The following is a 25,673-nucleotide window of genomic DNA, read 5'->3' on the forward strand; positions in this document are numbered from 1 at the left end:
CAGTCTTGGTGGCATGTGCGGGAGGTACGCGTCGGCGCGCAAGAAGCAGGAGTTGCTGGAGGAGTTCCAGGTCGAGCTGGACGGTGTGCCCGACCAGGAGCTGCGGCCCGACTACAACGTCGCGCCCACGAAGAACGTCTACGCGGTCATGTGCCGCGTGCCCAAGGACGACGGCGGGGAGGGCCGGGGCGACGAGCCCGTCAGGCAGCTCCGGGTGGTCCGGTGGGGGCTCGTGCCGAGCTGGGCCAAGGACCCGTCGGTGGGCTCGCGGATGATCAACGCCAGGGTGGAGACGGTGGCGGAGAAGCCGTCCTACCGCAGGGCGCTGAAGTCCCGGCGCTGCCTGATCCCGGCGGACGGCTACTACGAGTGGATGCCGCTCGAAGGCAAGAAGAAGCAGCCGTTCTTCATCCACCCCGCCGACGGCGGCGTGCTCGCGATGGCCGGCCTGTACGAGTTCTGGAAGGACCCCACCCGCCCGGACGACGACCCGCTGAAGTGGCTGTGCACCTGCACGGTGATCACCACCACGGCGGCGGACAAGCTGGGCCGCATCCACGACCGGATGCCGATGATGGTCGAGCGCGAGCGCTGGACGGAGTGGCTCGACCCACGGGTGACCGACCCCACCGGCCTGCTCGTCCCGGCCGGGCCGGACCGGCTGGAGGCGTACGCGGTGGCGGACGCCGTGAACAGCGTCCGCCACAACGGCCCCGAGCTCATCGAGCCCCTCGAAGGAGACGACGTGCCGCGGCTCCTCTGACAGGCCGCGGAATCCGAGAAAACCACGCGTTCGTCCTATCGCGGACAACTTGTTGATCGGGGACATGGCCGGACGTACGCTCCGGTGGCGCTTTGCACGACATGTACGTAACTCGCCACTCCCAGTCACCAGGAGCGTTACATGTCCCTGACGAACGACCTCACGGGCACACCGGCCGAGCCGAGGACGGTGACCTTCGCGACGGTCAAGGTGACGGCCGACTACAAGGCGCTGCGTGCCCTCACCGCGGACAAGTACCCGGAGTACTTCAACCGCGTCTACACGCTGTTCACCGGGCTCGAATTCGACGTCTGGTCGCACATCGCGCAGTACGAGGGCGAGGACAAGCTGTGGCTGGCCCACGCCCTCTACCTGTACGGCAAGAACAAGGACGCCCTCCCCGCCGGTTTCGACCACACGGCGGCGGTGGCCCGTCTGATGAACCGGGCGACCCAGCGCACGGCGATGCCCGGCGCCCAGGACGACGCGTTCGAACGGGAGGTGCTCCGGGCCAGTGGATGGGTGTCGGCGATGGTCGTCAGGAACCTCGCCCCGCCGGACCAGGGCGAGACCGCGAAGCTGACCTCGATCTACAACCCCCCGGGCCAGGACCGGGACGGCGACGGCAGGCAGCAGGTCGGGCCGCTGCGCAAGGACGTGCTCAAGGAGCTGATCGACGTGCTGGCGAAGGTGGTGGACGAGCAACTCCTCCACTGGGTGCGGCCCAAGAACACGCCCTCCGAGCCGGAGTCGCTCGACCATCTCAAGCGCATCGCCGACTATCTCCAGAAGTACGTCGCCCGCGTTCTCGGGCCGTACGCGGACGCCTGGGAGGACGGGCCGTACTTCGACGGATTCCGCTACTCCGAGCGCCTGCAGAGCACGTGGGAACTGCCCGCAGGGCCCGCCCAACGGCTCAACTGGATGACGAACAGGGCCCAGGCGGTCGGCTGGGACAAAGAGCGGGGAGCGCTGCTCGCCAAGGCGAACTACGACGGCACCCGTGGCGGCGACCAGGAGACGCTGCGCCAGATGCTGCGCGAGCGTCTGGAGTCCGACGAGTCCCTGAGTAGAAGGGTCGGCGCCATGATCAAGCTGACCGCGGCGCACAGCGGGGGCGAGGGCAAGATCTCCGTGCAGCCGATCTTCCCCAGCGCCACCTGGGGCACGAAGGCCGACTGGCGCTGGCGGGTGATCAGGACCCTCGCCCATGAGCTGATGCACCGGCTCGCGCACCCCGGCTTCACCGCCACGGCGGGCAGGATCCGGCACGGGCAGATCGTCTCCGAGGGCTTCGTCGATCTGCTGGCCCTCGACGTCTACACACGGCTGTGGGGCCTGGTGTCCCAGTCGAGCGCCGCCACCGAGGTCCTGCTGAAGGGCGTCGGCGCGACCAAGGCGCCCGACCCGTCGTTCCTGAAGGTGGGCTACGGCGAGGCGGGAACGTCGGCGGCGGCGGTCCGCGATCTGCTGGGCGACGACCGCGTCAGGGCGGCCTTCTTCCTCGGCGCGACGCACCTCATCGGGCTGCCCTCCGCGCAATGAGCACGTACGGGGATCTCCAAGGGGTGTAAGCGGCGCGCGAAGTGGGCATCCGTTCGGGAAAGCGGCCGCACGTGAGGTGATCGGCCGCTGACCGACCAGGAGACCGGGGGCTCCTGGGCGGGTGACTCCCCCACTCCCGGAGGTGCGGATCCGTGGACGTCGCGACCGTGCGTATGCGCCTGGAAGGCATGCTCGCCGAACTCGACCGGTCGATCAGCGTGCTGCGTGGGGATCCGGTCGCCGCGCACGACAGGTCCCTCGCCGACGCGGGAGCCGACCTCACCGACGCCGACCGGACCCGGGCCATGCTCGACGCCGCGTCCCGGCAGCGTACGGCCGTGCTGGCCGCGCTGCGGCGGCTGGACGACGGCGGTTACGGCCGGTGCGTCGACTGCGGCGCCCTCGTTCCCGAGGGCAGGCTGGAGGCACGCCCCGAGGCGGCCCGCTGCGTGCAGTGCCAGTCGCGGACCGAGCGCCGCCGCTGAGTCCGCCGTCCCCGAACACCGGGAGAGCGGTCACAAGGGCTTGCGCGCGCTGGCCACCAGGTGGATGCCGACCGTGTCGTCGTCGTCGGCCTCGGTCTCGAGTTCGGTGCGGACCAGCCAGGACAGCGACTTGCTCTCCGTGCTCAGCACGTGGTCGACGGTGGAGGGGGACAGCACCGTGCGCGGGCGCACCCACTCCACCTCCAGGCCGGCGCCGGTGATCAGCTCGCGTATCTGCTGGCTGGTGAAGCAGCGGGTGATGCTGCCGTCGGGCCACGGGATGAGCATGACCTCGCCCGTCTGGCACAGGTGCGCCCAGTAGTTCTGCTCGGCCAGGATCGCCATCCCGAGGACCAGCGAGTCGACGCACAGCAGCGCGCGCCCGCCGGGCCGCAGCACCCGGGCCACGTCCTCGATGACGGACTCCGCCATGATCTCGACCGACAGCACGCGCTCCTCGGCGACCACGCCGTCCACGCAGCCCTCGGGGAGGAAGCCGAGGTCGTCGGCGCGCACCTTCTGTATGCGGTCGGAGGCGTCGCGCAACCACGGTTCGGCGGGTCTGCGGAAGTCCATGACCTCGATCACCCGATGACCGGCGCGCGCCGCCTGGACCGGCCACCGCCCCCGCCCGCCGGACAGGTCCAGCAGGAGGGAGGGCCGGTCGGGCAGCCACTGGCGCAGCTGCTCGGCGACGACCGCGTGATAAAAGGTCCAGTACGGCCCGAGTGTGCCCGAGCCGTTGAGTTCGTTGGCCGGTATAGGCAGCACGAGCGGCTCCTGGACTCTGGCTGCCCCACGTATGGGGGTGAGACAGCGAAACTCGGTTTCCGGGCTACCAAGCCGGTGCTTACTTTTTTCCCCGCACCGGGTCGTTCGTCACCTCAATCTGCACCGGGAACAGACTCTACGCCCGCCCTGTTGCAGTTGGGCATGAAGACGTTGGTGCTGCCAGAAGGCCTCGACGGGCTGGACCTCACCGGGCCGGTATCCTCGGCTGGGTACGGTGTCCTTAAGGGGGTGGGTCCGGTCTCCAAGACAGCCGAGGAGACTCTGGAGCAGCGCAGCGAGCGGTTCGAGCGCGACGTGATGCCGTTTCTCGACCAGCTCTATTCGGCCGCACTCCGGATGACCCGAAACGCAGCGGATGCGGAGGATCTCCTCCAAGAGACCTTCGCCAAGGCGTTCGCCTCCTTCCACCAGTTCCAGGAGGGGACGAACCTCAAGGCCTGGCTCTACCGCATCCTCACCAACACGTTCATCAACAGCTACCGGAAGAAGCAGCGGGAGCCCAAGCAGGCGGGCACCGAGGAGATCGAGGACTGGCAGCTCGCGCGCGCGGAGTCGCACACGTCGAGCGGGCTGAAGTCGGCCGAGATCGAGGCGCTCGAACACCTTCCCGACAGCGACGTGAAGGACGCTCTCGCCGCGCTCCCCGAGGAGTTCCGCATCGCCGTCTATCTGGCGGACGTGGAGGGCTTCCCGTACAAGGAGATCGCCGAGATCATGGGCACGCCCATCGGGACCGTGATGTCGCGCCTCCACCGGGGCCGCCGGCAGCTGCGCAACCAGCTCGAGGACTACGCGCGCGAACGCGGTCTCGTGCGGCCGGACTCCCGCGGCGCGGGTCTCGGCGGGACGCTTGGCGAGGAGGAGCGATGAGCTGCGGGAAACACCACGACACCCCGTGTAGCGAGGTGCTCGACCGGGTGTACACCTACCTGGACGGCGAGCTGGACAACGACCGCATCGCCGAGATCAGGCAGCACCTCGACGAGTGCGGCCCCTGCCTGGAGGAGTACGGCCTTGAGGAGGCCGTCAAGCGGATCGTGGCCAAGCACTGCGGGTGCGACCCCGTGCCGCGGGACCTGCGCGCCAAGGTGCTCAGCAGGATCGAGCAGGTACGCGCCGAGATGGTGGAATAGCCCGCGGCCCACGGGAGGCGTGACCGGGCCGCGCCGGGGCAATGCTCGTTAGGATCTTCCGTACAGGCCGGGAAGGGCGGGGACATGCGGGCACTTGTCACGGGCGGGGCGGGGTTCATCGGATCCACCCTCGTCGATCGGCTGTTGGCGGACGGCCACGAGGTCGCGGTGGTGGACGACCTGTCGTCCGGGCACGTGCGCAACCCCGACGCCCCCCTGCACGCCATGGACGTGCGCGACCCCGCGCTCGCGGAGTTCGCCGAACGCTGGAGGCCGGAGGTCGTCTGTCACCTCGCCGCGCAGATCAGCGTGCGCAGGAGCGTCGCCGACCCGCTGACCGACACCAGGATCAACGTCGAGGGCACGGTCAACGTGCTGGAGGCCGCCCGCCGCGCCGGGGCCCGCAAGGTCGTCTACGCGTCCTCCGTCGCCGTCTACGGCAGGCCGGCCGTGATCCCGGTCCCGGGAGAAGCCCCTACCGATCCCCGCTCGCCGTACGCCGCCTCCAAGCTCGGCGGCGAGCTGTACCTCGCCACCTACCGGGCGCTGTACGGGCTCGAATACACCACGCTCGTGCTGTCGAACGTCTACGGGCCGCGCCAGTCGCCCGAGGGTGAGGCCGGGGTGGTCGCCATCTTCACCGACGCCCTGCTGGCGCGGAAGCCCACGGTCGTCTACGGCGACGGCTCCCAGACGCGCGACTACGTCTTCGTCGAGGACGTGGTGGACGGCTTCGCCCGCGCCTGCGGGCCGCACGGCGACGGCCGCCGCTTCAACCTGGGCACCGGCGTGCAGACCACCGACCGTGAGCTGCACACCCTGGTCGCCGCGGCGGCCGGAGCACCCGACCAGCCGCGCTTCGAGCCGCCGCGCATGGGCGATCTCCCCGCGATGGCCGTCGACCCCGCTCCCGCGTTCGAGGCCCTCGGCTGGCGCCCCCGGCACGACCTGCCCACCGGTCTCAAGGCCACCGTCGAGTGGGCCCGCCAAGCGCTTGTCTGACCTGTGAACCCGACGACCGGGGCGGACGTCTCAGCGGTGTGATGCGTCTGCGTTCGACCGCCCTCGTCGTCGCCCTCGCCGTGTGCGCGACAGCCGTACCGGCCGGGTGCTCGACCGGGCCGGAAGCGGTGCCGGACGCGTGCCCGCGGCGCTGGGGCGGAGAGGGCGTCGGCGGCTGGGTGCCGGCCGCCGCTGATGTGGACGGCGCCGGCGAGTCGCTGGTGCCCGGCTCGCCGGTCCGGGCGCTGATCTGCGCCTACCCCGGGAGCAACACGGATCCGGGCGGCGAACGGCTGGCCGGGTCGCGCACGCTGACGGACCAGGTGGCGGTGATGGCGCGCGACCTCGCGTACCTGCCGGTGACCTCTGGTGAACCCTCGCGTCGCGACGACGAACGGCACGGTCCGGACCCGCTCGTACGTCGGGGAGGCCCTGACCGCCGCCTATCGGGAGGGGACGTGGCGGTCACCCCGGGCCGTACGACGGCTGACTGCCCGGCTCGCGCCGGGAGAAGGCACGCCATGAAAAGGCGCTGACAAACCGGTGCAATTGCACGCGGTGTGATGGCTTGGTTACGGTTTGGCTGCGATGGTCGCGACATCCCGGACCGGCCGTCGGCCCTTCTGTAGCCTGAATCCGACATCGACGTGGAGGCGGCGCAATGCTAGGGAAGACCGTCGTCAGGCTGATAGTGGCGCTGGCGCTGCTCACTCCGGTGGTCGCTTTGGCCGGTCTCGCGGCCGGCACCCCGGGGATCTCCTGGACGTAGTCACTGCCCGTGGGCCGGTCCGGCAGGGCCGGCTCACGGGTCCGATCCGCATTCAAGGTGGCGCAATGCGGGAACTGCCGTGGCCCGCCAGGGTCTACTTCGTCGCACTCGTCGGAACCGCCGGACTCGTGATCACGCGAGGTCTCCTCGTGCATCGCGGGCTCGCGCCGGAGGACTGGTCGGCGCTCCTCGTCCTGGCGCTGCTCTTCCTGCTCTGCGAGTCGGTGCCGACGCTGCTCAACGTGCCGCACGTCGCGGTGTCGGTGAGCTTCTCCGCCGCGCTGGCCGCCGTGGTGCTCGTCGGCCCGGAGGGCGCGGCCCTGGTCGGGCTGGCCGCGGTCGTGAGCGTACGCCCCGGCCTGCCGATGGTGAAGCGGCTGTTCAACGGCGCGCAGTACGCCCTGTGCGGATACGCCGCGGGGTGGGCCTACGAGAGCGCGGGAGGCCGGGTCGGGCTGCCCGCACCGGCCGACTTCCCGGGCGTGCTCGTGCCGTACGCCGCGGCCACGGGGGTCTTCGTGGCGGTCAACTTCGCGCTGACGGCGGTCATCCTGCGCCTGGCGTCTGAGGTGAACAGAGACCAGGTCTCGCTCCGCGCGATGGTGCAGTTCCTGAGCTCCTACATCGGCTTCGCCACCTTCGGCCTGCTGATCGCGGCCCTGTGGTCGACGGTGCAGTCGATCTCGGCCGTGCTGGTGCTGCTGCCGCTGTTCGTGGCCCGGTGGGCGCTCGGGCACTACCACGCCGAGCAGCGCGCGTACGACGCGACCATCGCGGCGTTGTGCCAGGCGGTTGAGACGAAGGACTACTACACGCGCGGGCACTGCACCCGGGTCTCCGCGGCGTCGTCCATGATCGCCGAGGAGATCGGGATGGGCACCGAGCGGATGCGCGCGATCCGATACGCCGGGATGCTCCACGACGTCGGCAAACTCGGCGTGCCGACGAAGGTGCTGCAGAAGGACGGCCGCCTGACCGAGGAGGAGTACGCCGCGATCCAGCTCCATCCGATGCGCGGACTGGAGATCGTGCGGGGCATCGACTTCCTCGACGAGGCGTTCGCCGGGATCATGCACCACCACGAACGGCACGACGGGAAGGGCTACCCGATGGGGCTGGCCGGGGCGGAGATCCCCGAGTTCGCGAGGATCATCGCGGTGGCCGACGCGTTCGACTCCATGACCTCCGACCGGTCCTACCGCAAGGCCAAGCCGATCGAGTTCGCGGTGGCCGAGCTCCGCAAGAACGCGGGCACGCAGTTCGACCCCGACATGGTCTGCGCGTTCGTCAAAGCGCTCGACCGGCACGGCTGGCACCTCGCCCAGCCGGTGCAGGTCCCGCCCGACGACCCCGCCGTGGAGACCACGGTCAAGGACCACGACGACCCCACCACGCCCATCCAGGTGGTGTCGGAGCGGTGAGGGAGCGTCGGCTGACGGCCAGGCCGGTGGGGCTCGACTCGGGCCAGCTCCTGCTCATCTGCGCCGCCGGGATGCTGACCGTGGCGGGGATCGCCCACACCACGGCCCAGGGGCTGACCGACCCGCGGGTCGCCATCGGCTTCGGCGCGCTCATCGCCGCCGGGGAACTGGCCCGGCTCACGATGCCCGGCAACCGCGAGGTCGCCCCGATCTCCACCGCCGCCTCGCTCGGGTACGCCCTCCTGCTCGACGTGGGCGGACGGCCGGCGGACCACTCGGCCCTGCAGGTCGTGGCGGTGATGTCGGTCGGCATGATCGCGGGAGGGCTGCCGCATCTGGCGGTCGGCCGGCCGCCGCGTCTCGACGCGATGGCCCGGAGGCTGCTCGCCGGGTCGCTGCTCGCCTTCGCCTACCGGCCGCTCACCGGCCCGCTGGGGGAGCTCGCGCGGGACACGGGCGACCGGAACGGCAACTGGTGGCCCGCGCTCGGCGTGATGGCGGTGCTCGTCACGGTCATGCTCGCGGCCGACGTGGTGATCGCGGCCATGCACCGGGCCGACCAGGTCAAGACCGCGTTCGGCGTCGCCGTACGGGACGAGATCAGGATGGCCGCGCCGCTCGGCGCCGCCGTCGGGGCGTCGGGCATCCTGCTCGCGCTCGCCTCGCACAGCATGGACATGACCGCGCTGCCCGCGTTCGCCGCGCCGTTGCTCGTCACGCAGGTGGCCTTCCGCAAGTACGCCGGCATCCGGGCGACCTATCTGCAGACCGTGCGCGCGCTGAGCCGGGTCACCGAGGTCGGCGGGTACGTCGAGCCGGGCCACTCGCGCCGCGTCAGCCAGTTGTCGGTCGCCATCGGCCGGGAGCTGGGCATGGCGGAGCCGCAGCTGCTGGAGTTGGAGTACGCCGCGCTCATGCACGACATCGGCCAGCTCTCGCTGCGCGACCCGATCCCCGGCGGCGCGACCGTGCTCGCCGACCCGGCGCAGGCGCGGCGGATCGCCGAGCTGGGCGCCGAGGTGATCAGGAAGACCGGCGTCCTCCACGGTGTCGCGGAGATCGTCCGGCGGCAGTGCGACACGCTTGGCGAGGCCCCGCCGATGGCCAGCCGCATCATCAAGGCCGCCAACGCCTACGACGACCTCGTGGGCGGCTCGACCGACAGGGACCGGGCGGCGGCGGCGCTGGAGCGGCTGCGCCTCGACGGCGGCTCGGCCTACGACCCCGGAGTGGTGGAGGCGATGGCGCGCGTCGTCGACCGGCGCGTGCTCGTCACGCGCTTGTAGCAGACATAGCATCGGAGCGCGTTCACCGCCGCGCCGACGCCACTGATGTTGTGGCGACCCTACAGAATCGGCCCCCACGTTCAGTCGGAAGGGTCGGAGGGACGGAGCGGCGGGTCACCCTAGAGTTGGCTCCGTGTTCGACTCAGTTCTCGTCGCCAACCGTGGCGAAATAGCCCGGCGGATCACCCGTACGGTGCGGGGCATGGGCCTGCGCGCGGTCGCGGTCCACTCCGAGGCGGACGCCGACCTGCCGTTCGCGCGTGAGGCCGACGACGCCGTGCTCCTCGGCCCCGCGAACCCGGCCCAGAGCTACCTCGACATCGACAAGGTCCTCCAGGCCGCCCGTACGACGGGAGCGCGGGCGGTCCATCCCGGGTACGGGTTCCTCGCCGAGAACGCGGCGTTCGCCCGCGCGGTGATCGACGCCGGCCTCGTCTGGATCGGCCCGGACCCCAAGGCCATCGAGCAGATGGGCGACAAGATCAACGCCCGCAACCTGATGGAGGCGGCGGGCGTGCCGGTCGCCGCCGGGACCAGGGAGCCGGTGTCCGGCCTCGCGCAGGCCGAGCGGGCCGCCCGGGAGATCGGGTACCCGGTGATGGTGAAGGCGGCCGGCGGGGGCGGCGGCATCGGCATGGGCGTGGCGCGCGACGACGCGTCGCTGGCCAAGGCGTTCGAGCAGGCCTGCCGGGCGGCCGCCCGTTTCGGCGGCGAGCCGGCCATCCTGCTCGAGCGCTACATCGAGCGGGCCAGGCACGTCGAGGTGCAGATCCTGGGCCTCGCCGACGGCACCGTGGTCGCCCTGGGCGAACGGGACTGCTCGGTGCAGCGGCGTCACCAGAAGGTCGTGGAGGAGAGCCCGTCCCCGGGCGTGACCCCGGAGCTGCGCGAGCGGATGCTGGCGGCGGCCGTACGGGCCGGAGAGGCCGTTGCCTACCGCGGCGCGGGCACGGTGGAGTGCCTCGTCGACGCCGACGCCCAGGACTTCGTCTTCCTGGAGATGAACACCCGCCTCCAGGTGGAGCACCCCGTCACCGAGCTGGTCACCGGCCTCGACCTCGTCGAGCACCAGATCCGCGTCGCCGCCGGGGAGGTCTACTCCGTCGAGCCGCGGGTGAGCGGCCACGCCATCGAGTTCCGCGTCTACGCCGAGGACCCCCGCAGGTTCCTCCCCGGGCCTGGCAAGATCGGGGTGTGGGAGGAGCCGGTCGGCGAGGGGGTGCGCATCGATTCGGGATACACGGCGGGCAACACCGTCACGCCGTTCTACGACCCGCTGATGGCCAAGCTCTGTGTCACCGGCGCCACCCGCGAGGAGGCACTGGAGCGGGGCCGGGAGGCCGTCGCCGGGTTCCGGATCGAGGGCCCGAAGCACAACCTGCCGTTCTGCGCCGAGTTGCTGGACCATCCCGAGTTCGTGAGCGGGGACTACGACACCGGGCTGGTCTCCCGGATGAGAAAAGCCTGATCTGCTGAATTCACGTTGAGGGGAGTTCCCGGGTGGCCGAGGTGCGCGCCGAGATGGTGGCGAACGTTTGGAAGATCGTTGTGAGCGAGGGCGAGGTCGTCGAGGAGGGCGACACGCTCGTGATCCTGGAGTCGATGAAGATGGAGATCCCGGTCCTCGCCGAGGACGCCGGGACCATCGCCAAGCTCCAGGTGAAGGAGGGCGACGTCGTCCAGGAGGGAGACCTCATCGCCGTCATCGAGTAGGACCCGAGGGGGTTCAGAGGCGGGACAGGAACCGCTCCCGGTCGACGACGACCCGCTCGATCGTGCCCGTGGCGACCAGGGCGCCGGTCTTGTCGACGGCCCTGACGGAGAAGACGAGCCGCCTGCCGTCCACCTCCGTGAGCTCCGCGCCGATCTCGACGTGCATCCCGACGGGGCTGGGCAGCCGGTGCTCGAGCAGCACCCTGGTCCCCACCGTGGTCTGCCCGGGCTCCAGGTGCTGCTGGACGGCTTTGACCGTGGCCCCCTCGGCGAACGACAGCAGCCGCGGCGTGCCCAGCACCGGCACGTCGCCGCTGCCGACCCGGATCGCCGTGTCCTCGCGCTCCACCATGATGAGGACCTCGGCGCGCAGACCTGGAGCAAGACTCATGCGGGCCAGCCTATTGGGTCGTGATTTCCCGGTGCCCGCGGAGAACGCAGGCAACTAAACGGGGCGGGGAAGCGTCTTAATCGGCGGCGGGGACTCCGCGATGCTTTCCGGGCGGCGGAGGCGGGCAGCGGTTAGGGTGATGCACAGGTAGGCTCGACTTCCGACCCCCGAGCCTGGATCCCGTACGCGTACAGGGTTCCGTGATCCTGTCGTTATCTACCCGCGACACGAACCTGCTTTGTTGGACACCTTCGGGGGTCGAGTGACTTAGGGGGTACGGGGCGCAAATGGTGGCCCAAGGCACGACCCTGGCTGGGCGCTACCGCTTGGACGCCCGGCTCGGCGCCGGGGGCATGGGCGAGGTATGGCGCGGCGAGGACACCGTCCTCGCGCGCACCGTCGCCGTCAAGGTGCTTCTCCCCGGTCGCCTCGACGACCCCGGATTCGCCGTCCGCTTCCAGGGCGAGGCCCGGGCGATGGCGACCGTCAACCACCCCGGGGTCGTCGACGTCTACGACTACGGGGTCACCGAGGTCCCCGGCGACGGCTCCACCGCGTACCTGGTCATGCGGTTCGTCGACGGCGAGCCCCTCGACCGTCTGCTGACCCGCCTCGGCCGCATCGGTGCCGAGCCCGCGATGGAGCTGATCGCGCAGGCCGCGTCCGCCCTCCAGGCCGTGCACGAGCGGGGCATCGTGCACCGCGACGTCAAACCGGGCAACCTGCTGGTGCGTTCCGACGGCACGCTGGTGCTCACCGACTTCGGCATCGCCCGCGCCGACCAGGGGACCCGTCTCACCGACGCCGGGATGGTGCTCGGCACCGCGGCGTACTGCGCGCCGGAGCAGGCCGAGGGCGCTCCGGTCACCCCCGCCGTCGACATCTACGCGCTGGGCGTCGTGGCGTACGAGTGCCTGGCCGGGCAGCGTCCCTTCGACGGCGACTCGCCGGTGACGATCGCGCTCAAGCACATCCGGGAGGAGCCGCCGCCGCTGCCCCCGCACGTGCCGCCCGCCATCCGGGCCATCGTCGAGCGGGCCATGTCGAAGGACCCGGCGCTCCGCTGGCCGTCCGCCGCCGCGATGAGCCACGCGGCCCGGCAGTCGGTGCTGTCTCCGGGGGCCGCGGCGGACGCGGCGCCCGCCTACGGCCCGCAGGGCCCGGCCGGAGCGGCGTACGGCCCACAGGGCCTGCCCGGCCTGCCCGCGGCCCCGGCCACCACGGGCATGGGGGTCACACCGCCTCCCGTGGGGGCGGCCACCGAGGCCCACCCCCACCCGATCGGGCCGGAGCCCATCCCGGCCACCGGCCACACCTACCGGGTCACCCGCGAGTCCTGGAACGACGTACCGGCCGTCCCGCCGACGACCGTCGCCACGCCGCAGCAGGGCACACGTACGGCCCGGCGCGCCGCGCAGCGGTCCAGGAGGGGCAAGGGGATGCCCGTCGCGGCCGGGGTGGCGGGGTTCGCCGTCGTCGGAGGCCTGGCCGTGCTGGGCATCAACATGGCATCGGCGGGGCCCACGGCCCCCGTGTCGCCCGCACCGTCCCTGACCGTGGCCACCACCGACCCGCCGGCCCCGTCGCCGGCGCGGACCGCCACACGGCCCTCCGCGAGGCCCACGCAGGAGGTGCCGGTGTCGCGGCCCAGCCCGTCCAGGAGGAAGCCGAGCCCTTCGCCGAGCCCGACTCCCAGCGCCTCGCCGAGCCGCTCCGCCTCCCCGACGCCCTCGCCGAGCCCGACCGAGGGCATGGTCAAGGTGCCGCAGCTGAAGAACCTGCCGGAGAGCTCCGCGAACGCGCGGCTCAACATGCTGGGTCTCATCCCGAAGGCCGCCTACGAGGGCGCGGAGGAGTGCAAGGGGCTGGTCGTCAGCCAGAAGCCGGCGGCGAACACGCTGGTGAAGGAGGGCACGACGGTCACTTTCACCGTGAAGAGGACGTGCCCGTCCCCCTCGCCCAGCCCGTCGCCGAGCCCGGCGACGACCCGCACGCCCGTGGCGAACTGAATCCCGGAGGAGCGGAGCCCCGCGCGACCACGCGGGGCCCCTGCGCGGGTCACACTCCTGTGGTGTTGCGCGGGTAGGCGATCGCCGGGTCCGTGGCGATGTTCACCAGGTAGGGCACGCCGGAGTCGAACGCGCGGCGCAGCGCCGGCCCGATCTCGGCCGGCGACGTGACGAGCTCCCCGCCGCCGCCGAGCGCGGTGACCACCTGGTCGTAGCGGCACTGCGGCTGGAGCTCGGCCGCCACGTCGTAGCCGTACAGCATCTGCATGGGGTGCTTCTCCAGGCCCCACATGCCGTTGTTGCCGCAGATCATGACGACCGGCAGGCGGTGGCGGACCAGCGTGTCGACGTCCATCAGCGAAAAGCCCGCCGCGCCGTCGCCGAGCAGCAGCACGACCTGCGAGGACGGCCTCGCCAGCCGGGCCGCGATGGAGTAGCCGAGCCCGGTGCCGAGGCAGCCGTACGGGCCGGGGTCGAGCCAGTTGCCCGGCCGCCTCGGCTCGACGTACTTGCCGGCGTAGGAGACGAAGTCGCCGCCGTCGCCGATGACGACCGCGTCGTCGGCGAGCACCTTGTTCAGCTCGCCGTAGATGCGCATCGGGTGGATCGGGTCGGCGTCCGACTCCAGCAGGGCCGCGTCCTCGGCGATCGCCGCCGCCGCGGTCTCGCCCAGCCTGCTCACCCACGGCTCGTACGCCTTGGGGTTCACCCCGGCGGCCCCGCAGGCCGCCGACAGGCCCCAGAAGATGACCGACAGGTCACCGGCGGCCGAGCCGGACAGGCCGGTGTGCGTGGCGAGCTGGGAGGGCGCGTCGGCGATGTGGACGACCCTGGCGAGAGGCGCGCCCTCCTTGCCGCCGAACCAGCCGTACGCGAGCCGGAAGTCGAGCGGGGTGCCGACCACGATGACGAGGTCGGCCTGGCCGAAGGCGACGCCCCGGGCGCGGGTGACGAGCAGGTCGTGCCCGGCGGGCAGGATGCCCCGGCCCTGCCCGTTCGGCACGACGGGCAGCCGCCACTCCTCGGCGAAGTCCCGTGCCGCCTCCTCGGCGCGCTCCATCCACACGTCCGAGCCGAGCACGAGCATCGGGCGCTCGGCCTCGGCGAGCAGCCGCGCGATGCCGGCGAGGGACTCGGGGTCGGGCTCCAGCGGCGACGGGGTCAGCGTCTCCGAGACGTACTCGGGCGACGGGGAGAACAGGTCGTCCATGTGGAAGTCCAGGAACACCGGGCCGCGGTGCGGGGCCAGAGCGGTCCGGAACGCCATCTCGACGTCCTGCCCGATGGAGTCCGCGCCCGACCCGGTGAAGGCGAGCTTGGTGATGGGCTCGAACAGCGGCGGATGGTCCATCTCCTGCAGGGCCCCCGAGCCCCAGCGCGAGCGCGGGGCGCGCCCGCCCAGCACGACGAGCGGTGAGCCGTTGAAGTGGGCGGTGGCGACCCCCGAGACGCCGTTGGTGACGCCGGGGCCGGCGGTGAGCACGGCGAGGCCGGGCTTGCGGGTCAGCCGGGCGGTCGCCTCGGCCGCGAACACCGCGCTCTGCTCGTGGCGCACGTCCATGATGCGCATGTTCTGGTGGACGGCCCCGTCGTACAGGGGGAAGACGTGCCCGCCGGACAGCGTGAACATGGTGTCCACGCCGTAGGCCTGGGAGACGGCGACCGCGATGTCGCCTGCGTGTTTGGGGGACTCCATACCGTGAAACCTACCAGTCGGTCACATATGGGAACAGATGGATGGCCAATGCCCTCCAGCCTCAGGAGAACGTCGGTCACCTCCGCTGATGCCCGATGCGGCCCCGGCTACTCCGCTCGCAGGGCCTGGGATTCCAGCCGCCCGCCGCCCGAGCGCCCGCCGGCGGTCTTCAGAGGGTCTGGGAGAGCGCCTTGACGGGCATCTTGAGGTCGGTGAGCAGCTCCAGGTCGCGCTCCGGCGCGCGGCCCACTCTCCAGGATGTCGGTCTTCACGCGGCCCTTCCCGTCACAGGGGCAGCTTGAGGGTCGAGCGGAATCTGGCCGGGTCGAACATGCCGCCGAGCGCGGGAGCCAGTCCGGCGCGGGCGGCGCGGGCGAACGCCTCCCGGCCGAGCGCGCCCGCGCCCTCCGGCATCGCGCCTGACAAGGGCCGAGCGGCGAGTATCTCCAGGTCGGCGACGTTCGACCGCTCGGCGAGCCCCGGATCGGCCGGCCAGGACCCGATCACCACGCCCGCCAGGTCGAGGCCCCTGCCCGCCATGGCTTCGAGCGTCAGCGCCGTGTGGTTGAGCGTGCCCAGCGCGGCGCGCGCCACCACGAGGACGGGGGCGTGCAGCCGCCGCGCCAGGTCCGCGAGTGTGCCGCCCTCCTCGTCGTAGCGGACCAGCAGGCCCCCTGCGCCCTCGACGAGCACCAGCCGGTGCGACTCGGCCAGCTCCTCGATCCGGGCCGCCGCCGACGTGAGCGACACCGTCGGCAGGCCGCGGGCGCGGGCCGCCGCGGCGGGGGAGAGCGGGTCGGGATAGCGCGTCATCTCGAAGGTCGTCGTCACCCCCGACAGGCGGATCACCTCGTCGAGGTCCCCGGGCTCCCCGGCCGCCACCCCGGTTTGGGCCGGCTTCACCACCGCGACCGTCGCGCCTCGCTCCCCGGCCAGCACGGCGAGCGCCGCCGTCACCACCGTCTTGCCGACCCCGGTGTCCGTCCCGGTCACGATGAGAACACTCATGCCCGGGAGGGTAGAGCCTTCCTGCTTACGGGCGGCGGAGGCGGGTGACGAACTTGTAGCGGTCGCCGCGGTAGAGCGACTGGGCGTACTCGACGGGGTTGCCGTCGGCGTCGAAGGCGTGCCGGGTCAGCAGCAGCATGGGCAGGCCGACGTCCACCCCCAGCACCTGCGCGTCGTACGGCGTGGCGAGCACGGTCTCGATGACCTCCTCGGCGTCGGTCAGCCGTACGTTGTAGGCGTTGTGCAGGGTCTCGTACAGCGACGAGTGCACCTCCAGCTCGCGCCGCAGGCGCGGGAACCGCCGGGCGGACAGGTGCGTGGTGTCGATCGACATCGGCTCGCCGTTGGCCAGGCGCAGGCGGTGGATCCGCAGGACCCTGCCGCCGGGGTTGATGGCCAGCCGCCGTCCGAGCGCCTCGTCGGCAGTGATGTAGCTGATGTCGAGGATCTTGGTGTCCGGCTCCAGGCCGACCGTGCGCAGGTCACCCGTGTACGAGGTGAGCTGGAGGACCTGGGCGACCTTGGGCTGGGCGACGAAGGTGCCCTTGCCCTGGATGCGCAGCAGCCTCCCCTCGACCACCAGCTCCGACAGCGCCTGCCGGACCGTCGTCCGGGAGGTCTCGAACCGTACGGCCAGGGTGCGCTCGGGCGGGAGCGCGCTGCCCGCGGGCAGGCTCTTGGTGAGCTCCAGGAGACTGCGCTTCACGTCGTAGTACTTCGGAACCCGGGGAGAGTCCTCGCTGTGCTCCGTCACCTGTCCACCCTCAACTCGCCCAACTCAGGCAACATCGTCAACTCGGCCACAGCGGTGAGCGCACCCCGGACCACCGCGAGATCATCGGACCTCAGATCGGCCCCCGCGGTCAACCGCGGACAGGACCGGCCCCGAGGCACCGATGGTGGGCGGAAGCATCCCATGCGGACGCCCCGGTCCGCACGCAGGGCTCCCACTCCGGGTGCGAGCGGGGGCGGGCCGGGCACGACCGCTCCCACGGCGGCCGGCGGATCGGTCGTCTCCAGCCCGGGTTCACGGGCCGCGGCGGCCGGCTCCCGAGTCCGCTGCAGCGCACGTCCGGGCAGGTCAGCGGTGATTTCCGGGACATCTAGGACATCCAGGACATCGGGGGCGACACCGGCACGGGCCGGGGCGCGGCCGGTGCCGAGGGTGAACGACCGGGCCGTGTCGGGGAGTGTGCCGATCAACTCGGGGGCGCCCGGGACGGCGCCGCCCTGAGCGCCCGGCGACCTCGGCAACGTGACGGTTCTCACACTCTCCCCACACCCGGCGAGGCCCGCCGCCCCACGCTCGGCGGCGGCCGCGCGAACTCTGTCCGTCGACCCTGTCATGAGGTGCATCTTGCCAGGTCGCGATGGTCGATTCGCTTTCGACCCGGACGGCGGCGCATCATGCACTCGTGCCGACTCTCAGCGACCTCGTGTCGCGCCACACCGCGCTCGATTCCGCCGACGTCGACTGGATCCACTCGCTGGTCTCGGACTGGCAGTTGCTCGCCGACCTGTCGTTCGCGGACCTCATCCTGTGGGTTCCCGACCAGGGCGGCACGAGGTGGGTGGCGGTGGCCCAGATGCGGCCGACGACCGGTCCGACCGTCTACCACGACGACGTCGTGGGCATGTCGGTCGAGGCCGGGGAGCGGCCCCTGATCGACGTGGCCTGGAGCGAGCACCGCATCTGCAGGGAGGGCGACCCCGACTGGTCCAGCGGCGTGCCGGTGCGCGAGGAGACGATCCCGGTGCGGCGGGGCAAGGACGGCCCGATCATCGGGGTCATCCAGCGCTCGACCAACCTGTCGTCGGCGCGGACTCCGTCCCGGCTGGAGCTGACCTATCTGCAGAGCGCGTCCGACCTGGCGCAGATGGTGGCCGACGGAAGGTTTCCCTTCGCGGAGGAGGAGCCGATCCTGGTCAGGTCGCCCCGGGTGGGCGACGGCCTGCTCCGCCTGGACAAGGCCGGGCGGGTCACCTACGCCTCGCCCAACGCGCTGTCGGCCTACCGCAGGCTCGGCCTGCACGCCGACCTGGTGGGGGCGGACCTGGGGAAGACGACCGCCGACCTGTGCTACTCCGACGAGCCGATCAACGAGGATCTGATGGTCGTCGCCAGCGGCCGGGCCCCGCGGGAGACCGAGGTGGAGAACGGCGGCACGGTCGTGCAGCTACGGGCGATCCCACTGATCGTCGGCGGCGGCCGCATCGGGGCGCTGGTGCTGATTCGCGACGTGACCGAGCTGCGTCGGCGCGAGCGGGAACTGCTCACCAAGGACGCGACGATCCGCGAGATCCACCACCGGGTCAAGAACAACCTGCAGACCGTGGCCGCGCTGCTGCGGCTTCAGGCGCGGCGGCTCAACAACCCCGAGGGCCAGGAGGCGCTGAACGAGGCCGTACGGCGGGTCGGCTCGATCGCGATCGTCCACGAGATCCTCGCCCAGATGCCGGAGGAGATGGTCGAGTTCGACGACATCGCCGACCGGGTCATCGCGATGACGGCGGAGGTGGCGGTCGCGCAGGTGACGATCAAGCGGGTCGGCAGCTTCGGCGTGCTGCCCGCCGCGGTCGCGACCCCCATCGCCATGGTGCTCACCGAGCTGCTGCAGAACGCGGTCGAGCACGGGTTCGCCCACTGCTCGGGAAACGTGCAGGTCGTGGTCTCCCGAGACGCCGACCGGCTGGAGTTCGCGGTGGCCGACGACGGCAGGGGGCTACCCGAGGACTTCGACCTCGAGGCCACCGGCAGCCTTGGGCTCCAGATCGTCCGTACGCTGGTCGTCGGCGAGCTGTCGGGCCGGCTGGGCGTCGCGGGGAGAGAGGGCGGGGGCACCGAGGTCAGCCTCAGTATCCCGATGCAGTCCGGCTGATCTCTCGCCGGCGTCTCTCCTCAAGGGACGCGGGAGGCGCCACAGGGGACCCGCTGTGCGGGACCGTTGTGGGGGATGCCATAGTGGACGCGATGTTTTGGTGGACAGACGGCCCTATGGGCGGGAGGCTCCTCGGCCGTCCCGGCCGGGGCCAGGTGCCCCGCGATTCGGTGAATGCCATGGCCGGCATCCACCGAAGGCGTTCGCGTGCGGCGGGGGAGTCAGACGGCGGCGCGGGCGCGGGCGCGCGCCGTACGGCGCTTGAGGGCGCGGCGCTCATCCTCGCTGAGCCCGCCCCAGACTCCGGCGTCCTGGCCCGACTCGAGGGCCCACTTGAGGCAGGACTCGGCGACCGTGCATCGCCCGCATACCTGCTTGGCCTCTTCGATCTGCATGAGCGCCGGACCAGTGTTCCCGATCGGGAAGAACAGTTCGGGGTCCACGTCACGGCAGGCAGCGCGGTGGCGCCAGTCCATGCGTTCCACTCCTTCGTAAAGTGGAGCCACCGTGGCTCCTCGTCAACTTTGTGATTTCTTTCACTAACTGCTGCGAACACCGACCCGGATCCTGGGTGAGGGGCCGGGAGTGTCCGCGTGATCGCCGGGGCTCCTTACGGAGGCTGTGGTCTCCGTAAAGGTCCTACGTTCCGACGTCGTGTTCAGCTTTTCAGCCGTACCAACACCACACAAGAGGTTTGGGACAAGGTTTTGCCCGTCGTGGCTGTCGGATGCGTCACACTATGACTACCTGTAACAGGTCAGACGAGAACTTGTAACGCGTCCGGGATAGCGCGAAAGATCACCCACTCGTGTTCTCCCAGGTAGTCGCCGTCGAGCTGGAAGGCGACCGGGCGGGAGGCGAGGAGAGTGAACTCGGCCTCGTCATGGATCTGAACGAGGTTTTTACCGCGTGGCAATCCCCGGTGTTCGCCGATGATCTGCCGGACGAGCGCGAGCACGGCCGGCAGGCTCATCTTGCGGAGCCCGAGCATGTCGAGCCCCGTCTCGAAACCGGCCCACGGCGTCGGGTTGATCGGACGTGTGCCGGCGTACGTCCACGGCGACGTGTTGGACACGATCGCCATGAAGATCCCATCCTCTGGCGGCCGGCCGGGACGGGTCAGCCGGATCGCCGGCCGTCGGCGGTCCGTCACGAAGAAGTGGCGCACCGTCGTGTTCACGTAGAGGGCGGGCAGGGCGCGATGTCCCGCGCTCCGCAGGCCCTCGACGGCTCGGACGACTTCGGCGTCGTATCCCAGCCCAGCACAAAATGTGAAATATCTGGACCTTTGCTGGTCAGGTGGCGCACCTGCCCCCGGATCCGGGCCCGAAACCTCGTCATGCCAAATCGCCTGTCCCAAACCTATGGTGCGGCGGCGTCCTTCCCGTAGCGCCTCCAGGACGGCTCCGGTCGCCTCGACCGGGTTGTTGGGCAGCCCGAGAGCGCGGGCGAAGACGTTGGCGCTGCCACCGGGAATCACGATGAGAGCGGGCCGCTCGGTCGCGCCGCCGCCGGGACGGGCGTCGAGCAGGCCGTTGACGGTCTCGTTGATCGTGCCGTCGCCGCCGAGGACCGCCACCGCGTCGAAGCCCTTGGCGTGCGCGGTGGCCGCGAGCGCGGTCGCGTGGCCACGGTAGGCGGTCTCCTCGACCGACAGATCGACGGCGGCGCCGAGCGCCCGGATCAGTACGTCCCGGGTACGCCGGTGCGTCGAGGTCGCCTTGGGATTGACGAGGAGGAGTGCCCGCATGCCTGAAGGTTAACGAACGGTTTACCGCTCGCGCCGGGTGACGCCTGCTCAGTGGGGCGCACGCCGCTGCGGGTAGGGTTGGGCGGTGTGATCAGCAGTTCCGTGGGCCGTCCCGGCACACTCACCGTGGCCGCCGCTCTCCTGGCCGCAGAAGGCCTGCTCGCCCTCGTCCTGGGCGGCTACGTCGGCGTCGAGACCGTCATCGGCGAGCCCACCGACGTGATCACCAGCATCGCCGTGGCCGGATTCGGCGTGCTCGGCGGCGCTTTGCTGCTCTGGGTGGCCCGGGGCCTGTGGCTGGTGCTGCGCTGGAGCCGGGGCCCGGCCGTGACGACGCAGATATTCGCCCTTCCGGTGGCGATCAGCCTCATCCAGTCGGCGCAGTACGCCTTCGGCGTCCCGCTCATCGCCGCGGCGGCGGTCGCCCTGGTCACCCTGCTCGCACCGACCTCCACACACGCCCTCATGGGCGAGGACGGCGCACCCGGCGCGTCCTGAGCCGTGCGATCGGTGACCGGGCGCCGCCGGGGGGAGCGCGGCGTCGCGGTCGTCTGCCTGGCGATCGTCCGATCGTCCGGGCTCTGATGGGTTTCCGCTCAGTCCTCGGCGGTGAGGCCCTCGCGGAGCTGGGCCAGCGTCCGGGCGAGCAGCCGGGACACGTGCATCTGCGAGATCCCCAGCTCGGTGGCGATCTGCGACTGCGTCATGTTGCCGAAGAAACGCAGCAGCAGGATCCGCTTCTCGCGCGGAGGCAGGCGCTCGAGCAGCGGCTTGAGCGACTCGCGGTACTCCACACCCTCCAGCGACTCGTCCACGATGCCGAGCGAGTCGGACACGGCGGGCGCGTCGTCGTCGCCGGAGTCGGGCGCGTCGAGCGACACGGTGGAGTAGGCGTTGGCCGACTCCAGGCCCTCCAGGACCTCCTCCTCGCTCATGCCGAGGTGGGCGGCGAGCTCGGCGACCGTGGGCGCGCGGCTCTCCCGCTGCGACAGCTCGCTTATCGCCTTGGTGAGCGAGAGCTTCAGCTCCTGGAGCCTGCGCGGCACGCGGACCGCCCAGCCCTTGTCGCGGAAGTGCCGCTTGATCTCGCCGACGATGGTCGGAGTGGCGTACGTGGAGAACTCCACGCCGCGGGCGAGGTCGAACCGGTCGATCGACTTGATCAGCCCGATCGTGGCGACCTGCGTGAGGTCGTCGAGCCACTCGCCCCGGTTGCGGAAGCGACGGGCCAGGTACTCCACCAGAGGCAGGTGGAGCTCGACCAGCTCGTCGCGGATGCGCTGCCGCCTCGGGTCGTCCGACGGGAGCTCCGACAGCTCGGCGAAGAGTGTGCGGGCGCGTACGCGGTCCGGCACCGCCGAGTCGCCGGAGGTCATCGCACTCGTCCTTTCCGTCATCACGACGGCCTCGCCGTACTCCGGCGCTTACGCAGCACGATCGCCAGGTGGTCGGCGTGGTCGGAGATGGCGTCCACGTCGTCGGCCAGCGCGGTCAGCACCATCCAGGCGAAGTCCTCCCGGTTGGGCGAGCTGACCCCGAGCGTGTTGACCTCGACGCGGACTGTCATCTCCGGGCCCGTGAGCTCGAACTCCGCGAGGAGATCCGTTCCGGGCACGGCGTGCCGCAGCAACATGGCGCACGCCTCGTCGACGGCGATGCGCAGGTCCTCGATCTGGTCGAGGGTGAAGTCGAGCCGTGCGGCGAGCCCGGCGGTGGCCGTGCGCAGCACGGACAGGTAGGCGCTCACGGCGGGCAGCCGGACACTCACAGCATCGCGAATCCCGGTCAGATCCACCGCAGGCGTCTCGGTTTCCTCGGTCACGTTCCTCCTCGCCTCTTCAGCCGGCTGAGTGCCGCTGACTGCAACTTACCGCCACTCGCGCGGTGCCGCCCCGGGCGGACGCGCTGATTGTGGCGATCCTTGGAGGTACCTGCACGTAAATTCCGTGCTACCGAATATGGAGTTTGTATGGGCCTTGGGGTGATCTGGCCCCGCGCGGCCCTGAAAGCCGTGCGGGGCCCGAGGTTCCGAGGCTCAGGCGGCCTTGGTCTCCCAGAAGATCTTGGCGATCTCGTCGATCTTCGCGAGGAGGTCGTCGGCCAGGGCGGGGTCCACGGTCCCCTTGGCCCCGGCGGCGCCGGCCAGCTTCGTGGCGTCCCAGAAGAGCTGGTGAAGCTGGGGGTACTGCTCGAGGTGCGGGGGCTTGAAGTAGTCGGTCCACAGCACCCACAGGTGATGCTTGACCAGCTCGGCCCGCTGTTCCTTGATGATCAGCGCGCGGGTCCTGAAGACCGGGTCGTCGTTGTCGGCGTACTTCTTAATGATCGCCTTCACCGACTCGGCCTCGATGCGGGCCTGCGCCGGGTCGTAGACCCCGCACGGCAGGTCGCAGTGGGCGGACGCCTCGTGCCGGGGTCGCAGCAGTCGTGCGAGCATCGGAATCCTTCCTTAGGAATGCTGGTGACAGCACTGTTCCAGGACCGACCTTACTCGTCTCGAAATCACTGTGCGGAGGGGGATGTGCTCACCGCCGTGTGCGTGTCCGGCGATTCGATGCTGCCCGCGTTGCGACCTGGAGACTGGCTGCTGGTACGGCGCGGCGCCCCGATCAGTCCCGGAGACCTGGTGGTCGCCAGGCGGCCGCACGGGCTGATCGTCAAGCGGGCCTTCCGGCTCACGGGCGACGGCTGGTGGCTGGAGAGCGACAACCAGTCGGCCCCGGGGCGCCGGGACAGCTGGGACTTCGGCGCGGTGCCCGAGGAGGACGTCGTGGGCAGGGTCGTGCTGCGTTACTGGCCCAGGCCCGCGCTGCGCTTCCCCGCGCCGGCCGCCTGACCGAGCCCTCCCACGGGCCCTTCCATTGGGCCGGGCCGTCCTGCGCCCGGCTCAGGCGCCCCGCTTGCGCGCCCGGTAGGCGGCCACGTTCGCCCGGCTGGCGCACCGTTCCGAGCAGTAGCGGCGCGACCGGTTGGAGGAGGTGTCGAGATAGGCGTTGCGGCACGGCGCCGCCTGGCACATGCCGAGCCGGTCCACGCCGAGCCGGGTCACGACGCTGGCCAGGCCCATGACCGACCCGACCGAGAGGGCGTCGGCGACCCGGCCGCCCTCGGTCAGGTGCAGGTGCCAGGGCTGGCCGTCGTGCCCGGAGATCTGCGGATGCACGGGATGACGGACCAGCAGCCCGTTGAGCCGCTCGACCACCTCCACGTCGTCGCCATCGGCGGCGGACGCGAAGACCCCCGCGAGTTCGTCGCGCAGCTCGCACAGCGCGTCGATGTCACGGCGGGTCAGACGCGCGGCCGCCTCCGTACGACCCGTCTCCTCCAGGAGGGCTCGCAGGGAGAAGGGGTTTTTGAGTTCGTCGCCCATGTTGACCAGCTGTACGGCCAGCTCGGCGTAAGACGTCAAGTCCACTGGGACGCCCAAATACGTAAGAGATCACCGGCAAAGCCGAGTATTACATGCGCGATGGCCTGGGGGAACACCTGAACGTGCAACGATATGTGACCCGATCCGGCCGGGGCGCGTGTCACATCCTGTGGCACAATCAGGGAACGGGTGACCCCCGTACCCCCTCAAGAGACGACCGTCAACGACGACGGCCTCCGGCGGCTACCGAAGCCAGGCTCTCGTTCTCTTGACGGCGTCTACCGAAGGAACTCGTCCTTTCGACACTGGGGTCGCTGTGACCGTCACATCTTCTTCCTTGGAATCTCTCGACCTGGATCCCGCTTTCGCCCTGCACCGCGGTGGCAAGCTGGAGGTCCGCTCCACCGTCCCGGTCCGCGACGCCGACGACCTGTCGCTCGCGTACACGCCCGGGGTCGCCCGCGTCTGCACCGCCATCGCCGACAACCCCGACCTGGTCAACGACTACACCTGGGTCTCCAACGTCGTGGCCGTGGTCTCCGACGGCACCGCGGTCCTGGGGCTCGGCGACATCGGGCCCGCCGCCGCCATGCCCGTGATGGAGGGCAAGGCCCTGCTGTTCAAGCAGTTCGCCGGCGTCGATGCGGTGCCCATCTGCATCGACTGCACCGACGTGGACGCGATCGTCGAGACCGTGGTCAGGCTCGCGCCGTCGTTCGGCGGCATCAACCTCGAGGACATCAGCGCCCCCCGCTGCTTCGAGGTCGAGGAGCGCCTGCGGGGGCTTCTCGACATCCCCGTCTTCCACGACGACCAGCACGGCACGGCGATCGTGGTCCTGGCCGCGCTGCGCAACGCGGCCCGCCTCACCGGGCGGTCCCTCGGCGAGCTGCGCGCGGTGGTGGCCGGCGCCGGAGCCTCCGGCGTCGCCGTGTCGCGGATCCTGCTGAACGCCGGGATCGGCGACATCGCGGTCTCGGACTCCAAGGGAGTCATCCACGCCGGTCGCGAGGACCTAAACCCGGTCAAGCGGGCGCTGGCCCGCGACACCAACAAGCTCGGCCTGTCCGGGTCCACCGAGCAGGCGCTCGCCGGCGCCGACGTGTTCGTCGGCCTGTCCGGGTCGACCGTTCCGGAGCGGGCCATCGCGTCGATGGCGCCGGACTCGATCGTGTTCGCGCTGTCCAATCCCACACCGGAGGTGGACCCCGCGGCGGCGGGCAGGCACGCCCGCGTGGTCGCCACCGGGCGGTCCGACTACCCCAACCAGATCAACAACGTGCTGGCCTTCCCCGGGGTCTTCCGCGGCGCGCTCGACGTCCGCGCGACGACGATCACGGAGAACATGAAGGTGGCCGCGGCGGACGCGCTGGCGGCCGTGGTCGGCGACGACGTCACCGAGAACTACGTCATTCCCTCGCCGTTCGACGCCCGGGTCGCCCCCGCCGTGATCGCCGCCGTCGCGCGGCAGGCCCGGGAGGACGGCGTCATCCGCAAGTAGTCCTCCGGCCACCACCGGACGCCGAAGGGCCGCGAGCCGCGCGATCACGCGGTGCGCGGCCCTTCGCCTTCTCCCCGTCAGCGTGCGTAAACATTTGGGAATGCCTTTAGGTCCTCACGGTTAGTGCTATAAAGAAAGCTCTCCGTAACCAAATCGGCTA

27 protein-coding genes are annotated in these 25,673 nt (G+C 71.0%); 16 read left to right on the forward strand and 11 right to left on the reverse strand.

Features of this window, described 5'->3' with window-relative positions:
• Positions 1–13 precede the first annotated feature (13 nt).
• From HHX30_RS36125 to HHX30_RS36135, 3 genes are all read left to right on the forward strand, one after another.
• Positions 14–763 (forward strand): SOS response-associated peptidase, encoded by a 750-nt coding sequence (locus tag HHX30_RS36125; RefSeq protein WP_169988130.1) that lies wholly within the window; start codon positions 14–16, stop codon positions 761–763.
• A 141-nt stretch (positions 764–904) separates the two neighbouring features.
• Positions 905–2,308, forward strand: coding sequence for a hypothetical protein (locus tag HHX30_RS36130; protein ID WP_169988132.1), 1,404 nt, complete (start codon positions 905–907; stop codon positions 2,306–2,308).
• A 152-nt stretch (positions 2,309–2,460) separates the two neighbouring features.
• Positions 2,461–2,793 carry a TraR/DksA family transcriptional regulator gene (locus HHX30_RS36135; protein WP_169988134.1) on the forward strand — a complete coding sequence of 111 codons (333 nt, stop codon included), beginning with the start codon at positions 2,461–2,463 and terminating at the stop codon, positions 2,791–2,793.
• 30 nt (positions 2,794–2,823) lie between these two features.
• Here HHX30_RS36135 and HHX30_RS36140 read toward each other — a convergent pair whose 3' ends face one another.
• Positions 2,824–3,564 (reverse strand): methyltransferase domain-containing protein, encoded by a 741-nt coding sequence (locus HHX30_RS36140; protein WP_169988136.1) that lies wholly within the window; start codon positions 3,562–3,564, stop codon positions 2,824–2,826.
• Positions 3,565–3,882: 318 nt separating this feature from the next.
• Here HHX30_RS36140 and HHX30_RS36145 point away from each other — a divergent pair, with 318 nt between their 5' ends.
• The 8 genes from HHX30_RS36145 to HHX30_RS36180 all read left to right on the forward strand — a co-directional run bounded on the left by HHX30_RS36145 (position 3,883) and on the right by HHX30_RS36180 (position 10,909).
• Positions 3,883–4,455: a sigma-70 family RNA polymerase sigma factor gene (locus HHX30_RS36145; RefSeq protein WP_249350825.1), complete on the forward strand. Its 573-nt coding sequence runs from the start codon at positions 3,883–3,885 to the stop codon at positions 4,453–4,455.
• A complete protein-coding gene (rsrA, locus tag HHX30_RS36150; RefSeq protein WP_169988140.1) occupies positions 4,452–4,718 on the forward strand; it encodes a mycothiol system anti-sigma-R factor in 267 nt (88 codons plus the stop codon). The genes HHX30_RS36145 and rsrA overlap by 4 nt, the downstream gene beginning before the upstream one ends.
• An 84-nt stretch (positions 4,719–4,802) precedes the next feature.
• Positions 4,803–5,720: an NAD-dependent epimerase/dehydratase family protein gene (locus tag HHX30_RS36155; RefSeq protein ID WP_169988142.1), complete on the forward strand. Its 918-nt coding sequence runs from the start codon at positions 4,803–4,805 to the stop codon at positions 5,718–5,720.
• 41 nt (positions 5,721–5,761) lie between these two features.
• Complete coding sequence (locus HHX30_RS36160; protein ID WP_169988144.1) at positions 5,762–6,256, forward strand: hypothetical protein; 495 nt, start codon at positions 5,762–5,764, stop codon at positions 6,254–6,256.
• 298 nt (positions 6,257–6,554) lie between these two features.
• Positions 6,555–7,910, forward strand: a complete 1,356-nt coding sequence (locus HHX30_RS36165) for an HD-GYP domain-containing protein (RefSeq protein WP_169988146.1) — start codon at positions 6,555–6,557, stop codon at positions 7,908–7,910.
• Positions 7,907–9,196, forward strand: coding sequence for an HD domain-containing phosphohydrolase (locus HHX30_RS36170; protein WP_311923006.1), 1,290 nt, complete (start codon positions 7,907–7,909; stop codon positions 9,194–9,196). Before HHX30_RS36165 ends, HHX30_RS36170 begins: the two co-directional genes overlap by 4 nt.
• Positions 9,197–9,329: 133 nt before the next feature.
• The gene (locus HHX30_RS36175; protein ID WP_169988148.1) at positions 9,330–10,664 is read left to right on the forward strand and encodes an acetyl/propionyl/methylcrotonyl-CoA carboxylase subunit alpha; all 1,335 of its coding nucleotides are present in this window, start codon (positions 9,330–9,332) and stop codon (positions 10,662–10,664) included.
• Between the two features lie 32 nt (positions 10,665–10,696).
• Complete coding sequence (locus tag HHX30_RS36180) at positions 10,697–10,909, forward strand: biotin/lipoyl-binding carrier protein (protein WP_169988150.1); 213 nt, start codon at positions 10,697–10,699, stop codon at positions 10,907–10,909.
• A 13-nt stretch (positions 10,910–10,922) separates the two neighbouring features.
• On the opposite strand, the gene HHX30_RS36185 is transcribed toward HHX30_RS36180, so the two are convergent.
• Positions 10,923–11,300 (reverse strand): thioesterase family protein, encoded by a 378-nt coding sequence (locus HHX30_RS36185; RefSeq protein WP_169988152.1) that lies wholly within the window; start codon positions 11,298–11,300, stop codon positions 10,923–10,925.
• Between the two features lie 287 nt (positions 11,301–11,587).
• Between HHX30_RS36185 and HHX30_RS36190 the strand changes: the two genes are divergently transcribed.
• On the forward strand, positions 11,588–13,309 hold the full coding sequence (locus HHX30_RS36190; RefSeq protein WP_169988154.1) for a serine/threonine-protein kinase: 1,722 nt from the start codon (positions 11,588–11,590) through the stop codon (positions 13,307–13,309).
• A gap of 49 nt (positions 13,310–13,358) precedes the next feature.
• Here HHX30_RS36190 and HHX30_RS36195 read toward each other — a convergent pair whose 3' ends face one another.
• The 3 genes from HHX30_RS36195 to HHX30_RS36205 all read right to left on the reverse strand — a co-directional run bounded on the left by HHX30_RS36195 (position 13,359) and on the right by HHX30_RS36205 (position 16,767).
• A complete protein-coding gene (locus HHX30_RS36195) occupies positions 13,359–15,005 on the reverse strand; it encodes an acetolactate synthase (RefSeq protein ID WP_169988156.1) in 1,647 nt (548 codons plus the stop codon).
• 285 nt (positions 15,006–15,290) lie between these two features.
• Positions 15,291–16,013, reverse strand: a complete 723-nt coding sequence (gene bioD / locus HHX30_RS36200; protein WP_169988158.1) for a dethiobiotin synthase — start codon at positions 16,011–16,013, stop codon at positions 15,291–15,293.
• A 25-nt stretch (positions 16,014–16,038) separates the two neighbouring features.
• On the reverse strand, positions 16,039–16,767 hold the full coding sequence (locus HHX30_RS36205) for a GntR family transcriptional regulator (RefSeq protein WP_079316286.1): 729 nt from the start codon (positions 16,765–16,767) through the stop codon (positions 16,039–16,041).
• A gap of 661 nt (positions 16,768–17,428) precedes the next feature.
• Here HHX30_RS36205 and HHX30_RS36210 point away from each other — a divergent pair.
• On the forward strand, positions 17,429–18,892 hold the full coding sequence (locus tag HHX30_RS36210; RefSeq protein WP_169988160.1) for a PAS domain-containing sensor histidine kinase: 1,464 nt from the start codon (positions 17,429–17,431) through the stop codon (positions 18,890–18,892).
• Between the two features lie 221 nt (positions 18,893–19,113).
• Here HHX30_RS36210 and HHX30_RS36215 read toward each other — a convergent pair whose 3' ends face one another.
• Complete coding sequence (locus tag HHX30_RS36215) at positions 19,114–19,368, reverse strand: WhiB family transcriptional regulator (protein ID WP_169988162.1); 255 nt, start codon at positions 19,366–19,368, stop codon at positions 19,114–19,116.
• Positions 19,369–19,649: 281 nt separating this feature from the next.
• The gene (locus HHX30_RS36220) at positions 19,650–20,642 is read right to left on the reverse strand and encodes a diacylglycerol kinase family protein (RefSeq protein ID WP_169988163.1); all 993 of its coding nucleotides are present in this window, start codon (positions 20,640–20,642) and stop codon (positions 19,650–19,652) included.
• A gap of 87 nt (positions 20,643–20,729) precedes the next feature.
• Between HHX30_RS36220 and HHX30_RS36225 the strand changes: the two genes are divergently transcribed.
• The gene (locus HHX30_RS36225) at positions 20,730–21,140 is read left to right on the forward strand and encodes a hypothetical protein (protein WP_310742360.1); all 411 of its coding nucleotides are present in this window, start codon (positions 20,730–20,732) and stop codon (positions 21,138–21,140) included.
• Positions 21,141–21,238: 98 nt separating this feature from the next.
• Here HHX30_RS36225 and HHX30_RS36230 read toward each other — a convergent pair whose 3' ends face one another.
• The 3 genes from HHX30_RS36230 to sodN all read right to left on the reverse strand — a co-directional run bounded on the left by HHX30_RS36230 (position 21,239) and on the right by sodN (position 23,079).
• Positions 21,239–22,039: an RNA polymerase sigma factor SigF gene (locus HHX30_RS36230; protein WP_169988165.1), complete on the reverse strand. Its 801-nt coding sequence runs from the start codon at positions 22,037–22,039 to the stop codon at positions 21,239–21,241.
• Positions 22,039–22,464, reverse strand: coding sequence for an anti-sigma factor (locus HHX30_RS36235; protein WP_169988166.1), 426 nt, complete (start codon positions 22,462–22,464; stop codon positions 22,039–22,041). Before HHX30_RS36235 ends, HHX30_RS36230 begins: the two co-directional genes overlap by 1 nt.
• A gap of 213 nt (positions 22,465–22,677) precedes the next feature.
• Positions 22,678–23,079, reverse strand: coding sequence for a superoxide dismutase, Ni (gene sodN / locus HHX30_RS36240; RefSeq protein ID WP_169988168.1), 402 nt, complete (start codon positions 23,077–23,079; stop codon positions 22,678–22,680).
• A gap of 84 nt (positions 23,080–23,163) precedes the next feature.
• Between sodN and HHX30_RS36245 the strand changes: the two genes are divergently transcribed.
• Positions 23,164–23,478 carry a S24 family peptidase gene (locus HHX30_RS36245; protein ID WP_311923007.1) on the forward strand — a complete coding sequence of 105 codons (315 nt, stop codon included), beginning with the start codon at positions 23,164–23,166 and terminating at the stop codon, positions 23,476–23,478.
• Between the two features lie 51 nt (positions 23,479–23,529).
• Here the strand turns inward: HHX30_RS36245 and HHX30_RS36250 are convergent, their stop codons facing one another.
• Entirely contained in the window at positions 23,530–24,057 is a 528-nt protein-coding gene (locus HHX30_RS36250) for a CGNR zinc finger domain-containing protein (RefSeq protein WP_169988170.1), read from the reverse strand.
• 292 nt (positions 24,058–24,349) lie between these two features.
• On the opposite strand from HHX30_RS36250, the gene HHX30_RS36255 reads away from it, so the two are divergent.
• Positions 24,350–25,513, forward strand: coding sequence for an NADP-dependent malic enzyme (locus HHX30_RS36255; protein ID WP_211593220.1), 1,164 nt, complete (start codon positions 24,350–24,352; stop codon positions 25,511–25,513).
• The last annotated feature ends 160 nt before the right edge of the window (positions 25,514–25,673 follow it).

Source organism: Microbispora sp. H10836 (assembly GCF_012999525.1).
GTDB lineage: Bacteria > Actinomycetota > Actinomycetes > Streptosporangiales > Streptosporangiaceae > Microbispora.